Annotated in this window: 7 protein-coding genes; 4 read left to right on the top strand and 3 right to left on the bottom strand. The window is 38.4% G+C overall.

The genetic code is table 11. The annotated features are described in order from the left end of the window. The first annotated feature begins 89 nt into the window (after positions 1-89). Both Aru01_RS13020 and Aru01_RS13025 read left to right on the top strand, forming a co-directional pair. Entirely contained in the window at positions 90-1364 is a 1275-nt protein-coding gene (locus Aru01_RS13020; RefSeq protein WP_040331340.1) for a D-alanyl-D-alanine carboxypeptidase family protein, read from the top strand. Positions 1365-1573: 209 nt separating this feature from the next. Then, on the top strand, positions 1574-2059 hold the full coding sequence (locus Aru01_RS13025; RefSeq protein ID WP_016656884.1) for an FKBP-type peptidyl-prolyl cis-trans isomerase: 486 nt from the start codon (positions 1574-1576) through the stop codon (positions 2057-2059). Between the two features lie 72 nt (positions 2060-2131). Here the strand turns inward: Aru01_RS13025 and yaaA are convergent, their stop codons facing one another. Beyond that, complete coding sequence (gene yaaA, locus Aru01_RS13030) at positions 2132-2908, bottom strand: peroxide stress protein YaaA (protein WP_016656885.1); 777 nt, start codon at positions 2906-2908, stop codon at positions 2132-2134. A 128-nt stretch (positions 2909-3036) separates the two neighbouring features. Between yaaA and Aru01_RS13035 the strand changes: the two genes are divergently transcribed. Continuing rightward, positions 3037-3687: an alpha/beta hydrolase gene (locus tag Aru01_RS13035; RefSeq protein WP_016656886.1), complete on the top strand. Its 651-nt coding sequence runs from the start codon at positions 3037-3039 to the stop codon at positions 3685-3687. 85 nt (positions 3688-3772) lie between these two features. Here Aru01_RS13035 and Aru01_RS13040 read toward each other — a convergent pair whose 3' ends face one another. Beyond that, on the bottom strand, positions 3773-4486 hold the full coding sequence (locus Aru01_RS13040) for a substrate-binding domain-containing protein (RefSeq protein WP_155757987.1): 714 nt from the start codon (positions 4484-4486) through the stop codon (positions 3773-3775). Positions 4487-4758: 272 nt separating this feature from the next. Between Aru01_RS13040 and Aru01_RS13045 the strand changes: the two genes are divergently transcribed. Continuing rightward, positions 4759-4953, top strand: coding sequence for a hypothetical protein (locus tag Aru01_RS13045; protein ID WP_016656888.1), 195 nt, complete (start codon positions 4759-4761; stop codon positions 4951-4953). 306 nt (positions 4954-5259) lie between these two features. On the opposite strand, the gene Aru01_RS13050 is transcribed toward Aru01_RS13045, so the two are convergent. Further along, positions 5260-6444 (bottom strand): MFS transporter, encoded by a 1185-nt coding sequence (locus Aru01_RS13050; RefSeq protein WP_016656890.1) that lies wholly within the window; start codon positions 6442-6444, stop codon positions 5260-5262. Positions 6445-6596 lie beyond the last annotated feature (152 nt).

The raw sequence follows: 6596 nt of genomic DNA on the forward strand, positions 1-6596 counted from the left end.
TGTCCGCACTGCACACTAGCAACGTTAACAAAAAAAGCATAGCATGCCGTTTGTTTTATGTTTCTACCCTACGTGGAAAAGGTACTCGCTTGAAATTTTTTAGTTCACTCATTGCACTTTGCTGCTTCTGCTTTTCCACCGTCATTTATGCAGGTTTACTCAACATTAATCCTGCGACCGTTGAAGCTGAATCTTGGACCATTTTAGACACTCAAACTGGCCAAGTTATTGCAGAGCATAATAGCCATGCTCAACGTGCTCCAGCATCACTCACCAAGATGATGACTGCTTATATTGCTTTAAAAGAAATTAAAGCAGGTCGTCTCAATAAAGATGAAATCATCACAGCAACTCCGATCGTCAGTATTGTTCAACCTGATGAATCACAAATGTTTTTAAAACCAGGTGAAAAAATCAGTGTCGACCAGTTATTGGCAGGTTTAATTGTGATGTCAGCCAATGACGCAGCAGTGAGTTTAGCTGAAAAAATTTCAGGTAGCTTGCCAGCATTTATCGCGCGTATGAATCAAGAAGCGCAAGCGATTGGTATGAAAAACACCCATTTTTCCAATCCAGCTGGCATTACAATGGATGATCATTTCTCTTCTGCACATGATTTAGCACTATTGGGAGACACCATAGTTCGTCAAGCGCCAGAATATCTTCACTATTCAAAACAACCGAGTTTTAGTTATAAAAATAAAGAACATCTTGCCACTAACTTAGTCCTTAAACTTGATCCAAGTAGCGATGGCATGAAAACAGGCTTTACTAAAGCTGCTGGTTATAACTTGGCATTGACTGCACATCGTCCAAATAGTCAGCAAGGTCTTGCTGAACGTCGTCTTATGGTTGTTGTAATGGGCACCAAAGGCATGGAAAAACGTGCTGAGGTTGCCTATAAGTTACTCGATCTGGCTTATTACTATACACGTAACCAAGTCGGCCTCGAAGGCAAGCAATTAATCGCAGAAGTCCCTGTCAATAAATCAGCAAACAAACTTTATAAAGTAGAAGCTAAACAAACTCAATTGATCACGACAAGTTTATATCAACAAGTCGGTGCAATTGATCTCGCTTTATTTGATCTTGCTCAACACAGCATTATGCAAGCAGATGCACAAGGCCAAATGACTGCAATCGCGCCAAAAACTGATGTCGTCACGCATATGAATGTAGCATTAAAGCAAAAAGACTTAACTGCACCAGTCAATCAAGTGATACAACTTGCTCAAGTGAATATTTATCAAGGTGATCAACTTTTACAGAGCTTTGATATTGAAGATCAAGTTCAGATTGAAGAAAGTACTTGGTACCAACGTTTTTGGGCATGGTTACAAGAAAAATTCCCTTTTTTAGCTTAAAATCGTATTCAAAAATAGATTTAAGTTAAAAATTTTGTTACACGAAAAATTTTAGTGGCAATAAATCAGCATTGAAAAATTTCAATGCTGCCCCAATTGTCCAAACAATCATCATATTGTTGTTAAAAATGTGTTTTTTGATAGAAATATTCTACAAGCTGTAATTTTCACTTTATGATATACCCCTAAATATTGAATGGATCAATACAATGACTGATGCAATTGCAAATAACCACGTGGTTTCTTTCCACTACACACTAACAAATGCTGAGGGTGAGACACTTGACCAATCTCAAGGCGAACCACTAGCCTATTTGCATGGTGCAGGTAATATCATTCCTGGCTTAGAAAAAGCTTTGTTAGGTAAAAAAGTAGGTGAAAAATTCACAGTAAATGTACCTGCTGCTGAAGGCTATGGCGAGTACAACCCTGACCTCGTTCAAGAAGTTCCTAAGCAAATGTTCCAAGGCGTTGAAAACATCGAGCCTGGTATGCAGTTCCAAGCGCAATCTGATGATGGCGTACAAATCGTTACTGTTAAAGCTGTTGAAGCTGAAAACATCATCGTTGATGCGAACTTCCCTCTTGCTGGTCAAGACTTAACTTTCCAAGTGGAAATCGTTGAAGTTCGTGATGCTTCTGCTGAAGAGCTTGAGCACGGTCACGTTCACGGTGTTGGTGGTCACCACCACTAAGATCTTAAGGATCGAAAAAGGCCATCATTTGATGGCCTTTTTTTATGGATCGCACTTTAACTCGACATGTCGTTAACTTTGCTCATCACGTAAAAACACCATGTTTTGTGCAGTGGACTGCTGAGCATCATAATAATAACCTTCAAGATTAAACTCTTTAAGCTGATCAGCATGCTTAACTTGATTTTGCACCATATAGCGTGCCATTAAACCACGTGCCTTTTTAGCATAAAAACTAATGATCTTATATTGACCATTTTTCTGATCTAAAAATACTGGCTTAATAATCTCTGCCTGTACTTTGCTCTCAATCACAGCTTTATAATATTCATCTGAAGCCAGATTAATCAGCTGTGTTGCTTTAGCATGTTTTAAATCGTCATTAATTAACTGAGTAATACGATCGCCCCAAAACTGATACAAGTTTGTACCACGTTCATTTTTCAATCGAATCCCCATTTCCAAGCGATAAGGCATCATCAAATCTAGTGGGCGTAATAAGCCGTATAAACCTGAGAGCATTCGCAAATGGGTTTGTGCAAAATCCAGAGCATCATCAGAAAGATGATAGGCATCTAAGCCGCTATAAACATCACCCTTAAAGGCAAAGATCGCTTGGCGCGCATTAGAGAAATCAAAATCAGCTTGCCAATCGCGAAAGCGCTTGACATTTAATTGTGCAATTTTTTCACTTACTGTCATTAAGCGCATTACTTCTGAAGCAGACAACTGTGCTGCTTCATCAATCAATTTTTGCGACTGTTCCAAGAGGCGTGGCTGAGTAAATACATCACTCGGCAGTGTCGTACTATAATCTAAAGTTTTTGCAGGAGACAGTAACGCAAGCATAGTAGTCCTTGTTGATCAAATATCTGGATATCACTATAACAGCACGCATATTTTTATACCAATTCATGTTTTTGATCAGCACAATCGCTAAACTAAGCACAGTTTTTCGCTCCGAGTATGCTTAAGCTATGACTGATACACTTTTTTTAACTGGCCAAGCAGGTCAAATTGAAACTTATGTTGATCAACCCTTAGGAGACATCCGTGGTTTTGCTTTGGTCTGTCACCCTCATCCCTTAGTCGGCGGTACACCACAACATAAAGTTCCGACCTTACTGGCACAGTTACTGGTGGAACAAGGCTGTATTGTCTATCGTCCTAATTTTCGTGGCGTTGGACATAGTCAAGGTACTCATGATGACGGTATGGGTGAAACAGAAGACATGCTTCAAGTCATTGCGGAACTACATCAACGCCATCCACATCTACCATTTTATGCAGCAGGCTTTAGTTTCGGAGCCCATGTCATTGCCAAGTGCCATACTCGCTTAAGTGATCAACACAAAGCTAGACAATTGATTTTATGTGGTTTACCTACCGCAGATGTCGATGTTGCTGGGCTAAGACGCTACGAAACTCCAAATATCCAAGGTGATTTACTTCTCATCCATGGTGAATTGGATCAAATCACCAAACTTGATGATCTATTACAATGGGCAAGACCACAGCGCCATTTAATCACGGTATTACCGGGTGCAAATCACTATTTTACAGGCTATCTTAATCAGTTACGCCTCGCAATTTCTCGCTTTTTACATGTCACTCCAAGACCGAACTAGATGCCCGTCAAACATCTAACTTCATTACATGAAACTCAGGCAACTTATCTTAGCTTGCCTTTGTTCTTAAACATTTAATGTTGAATTATTTCCAACCATATTTTTGAAAAATAACTTTGCCTTGATTCGACTTAAGAAACTGGACAAATTGAGTCGCTTCTTTATTTACACTTCCTTGCTGCGTCAGAGCGATACCTGTATCACGGTAAATAACCAACTCAGGCTCAATAGAAACCAATTGACCTAAATCAGGATTAGCCACGCCCCAAATATTGTAGACCACCCAAGCATCATAGCGACTATCTTTAATCCATGCCTCTTTGGCTACAGCAGTGTTGGCTGCATATGTGACAATATTTTTACGCACTGACTTGAGCAATTCAATATCACCGCTACGCCCTGCAATGTCCTCCCAAAGCCCAACTTGACCTGCGCCATGGGTCACAAGTACCTTATGATTATTGCGAGCTAAATCTTTAAAGCCTTGAATATTTTTAGGATTCCCAGAGCGTACCACAATCGCTGCTGCTCTGAGATATAACGGCTCAATGCTCTCTTTGACAATCTGTGCAGCAAACAAATTTTCAAAATCAGACATCATTGCTTCAGAACCACTATAAATCACATCAGCATTTTGCTTTGCCTGCTCTACCCATTTAGGCGTTGGACCTGCAGTCACGTTGACCTGAATATTGGTATTTTTCTGGAATTGTTTGGCAGCTTCCTGCATAGCGGGTGCTGGTCCACCAGGACCATACACCTGAACAGCGGCAAAGGTACTCATTGAACATACTGCCATACTCACCGTAGCGAGCAGCGTCCTTAGCGAATATTTTAAAATCATGTTTATTCCTTGTTCATATTTCTACTATTTATTATCTCTTTTAATGCTAAAAAACCAATTCAATATTCACATATAAAATATATAAAAAACTGTTAATCCAAGATATTCAAGCTATAGCATTGAGTCATCTAAAAAAATATTTATTTTACAATAACTTGCTTTATATATATTTTGCATATATATTGTATATACATTTTTGCAATCACCTTATTCGGGAGATCTCTGTTATGACTGAACAACCCAAAAAAAATAAGGTGAATAAAAAAGATGGTCAGCTTTTGATTCGCATTAACAGTGCTGAACGAGATCAATTTATTCGTCTTTGTGATGAGCTTGATACCAGTGCAGCACGCGAACTCAGAAAATTTATTCGTGAATTTGTTAAAAAAAATCAAATCACGGACTTAACCAGTAAGGAGTAAGATCATGTCTAAGCAGACTAAAGCGTTAAAAAAACAGATTAAAGCCCGTCTTGAAAAAATTTCAAAACACCAAGGCAAAATCCAAAAGCTCGAAAAAGAGTTAAAAAAGCAAAAATAAGCCCTAGGCCTTTTGCAGGTTCAAGGGTGTCGCATCAATAACAATAATGGATTATTGTCTACTGCTAGCATAGATGCCCCCCCCCTAGAGCCAATTTTTGAAATCTGCTTTTGATGATTTCAAAGAAACGCCCAATGATTAATTTCATTGGGCGTTTTACATGATTCAACATCATCATATTTTTTATATTAAGAGGGATTAAACATCGTATTTTGATGGATTTTTTTAATCAAGATCAGATATAAAGCGATAATTAACAGAAGCAAACCCAAGGCATTAACTAACTTCCAACTGTACTGTGTAATTAATACTCCTGAACCAAAAGAAGCACACACATTGGCAGAGTAGACAATCCACGAATTAATGCCCTGTGCTTTGGTTTTAAGCTTCGCTGGATATGTGTTCACTAACAAGAGTGTTCCGCCATTAAATATGAAATTCCATGCTATGCCAGCAAGCCCCAATTCCAACATATATAAAAATTGAGTTTGCATGGGTACAAATGAAAATAAGGCTGCAACTATACCTGCTGCAATCCCTAAAAGTATTAATCCATCGACACCAAAGTGTCTAATCACCAATGGATTGAAAAAGGAAGGAAAATACATCAGTACAAAATGAATCTGCAACACCAATGCAATATCTTGAAGACTAAACCCACTGTGATGTAAGGCAAGTGGTGCAGCATTCATGACCAAGGTCATAACAAAAAAACCAATTGCACAAATCAAACTAACTAAAAAAAATGTTTGATTTAATTTAACTATATCATTCTTTTCATGTTGCGCTATTTCCACCTTTCCAAGATCGGAGGATAAGCCACATTGAGAAATAGCCAAGACAACACAGATAACAGAGAGAACAATAAAAGCACCTGCAAATGGTGCATTAGGAATTATTTGAGCAAACTCTCCCCCCAACATTGGACCCAAGATACCACCAATAACACCTGCACCAGTCACTATGGACAAAGCCAAATGCTTGTCATCTTCATTTTTAGCCACTTCGATTGCTGCAAAGCGGTAATACTGCCCAAAAGAACTAAAAATTCCTAAAATAAAAGCACCCCAAATTAATATGTAAAAGCTATGTTGAACTAAAGCATAATAACCCGCTATTCCGCCAACAACACCAATCGCTGCTTTAAGCATAAAACCATTTTTACGCCCTAACTTACCCATGATGATTGAAGCTGGATATATCATCAGCATCGCACCAATCACAGTGGCACTCACAGGTAAAGTACTGAGTGATTTTAATGGCGCTAAATAACTCCCTGCCAAACTTGAAACAAGCGTTAATAACGAAATTGCCGTACTGGTTAATGCTTGACCAAGCGCGAGTATGAGCATATTACTTGGTATATTTCTCATAATATTTAGTCTCTTAATTAACTAGTCTGGATGACATATTTAAAAAAGGTAATAACTCTTCATTTGGCATATTCGAAATACACAGCGCTTGCTCACTTTGTTTTAACCAATTAAATAATTGGTAATCACAATCTGAATTTAATTTAATTAAA

Source organism: Acinetobacter rudis (assembly GCF_000829675.1).
GTDB lineage: Bacteria > Pseudomonadota > Gammaproteobacteria > Pseudomonadales > Moraxellaceae > Acinetobacter > Acinetobacter rudis.

Bases quoted from the DNA above. Each gene is read 5' to 3' on its own strand.
- Aru01_RS13025 (WP_016656884.1), top strand. From the start codon at position 1,574: ATGACTGATGCAATTGCAAATAACCACGTGGTTTCTTTCCACTACACA.
- Aru01_RS13050 (WP_016656890.1), bottom strand. From the start codon at position 6,444: ATGAGAAATATACCAAGTAATATGCTCATACTCGCGCTTGGTCAAGCA.
- Aru01_RS13045 (WP_016656888.1), top strand. From the start codon at position 4,759: ATGACTGAACAACCCAAAAAAAATAAGGTGAATAAAAAAGATGGTCAG.
- yaaA (WP_016656885.1), bottom strand. From the start codon at position 2,908: ATGCTTGCGTTACTGTCTCCTGCAAAAACTTTAGATTATAGTACGACA.
- Aru01_RS13040 (WP_155757987.1), bottom strand. From the start codon at position 4,486: ATGGCAGTATGTTCAATGAGTACCTTTGCCGCTGTTCAGGTGTATGGT.
- Aru01_RS13035 (WP_016656886.1), top strand. From the start codon at position 3,037: ATGACTGATACACTTTTTTTAACTGGCCAAGCAGGTCAAATTGAAACT.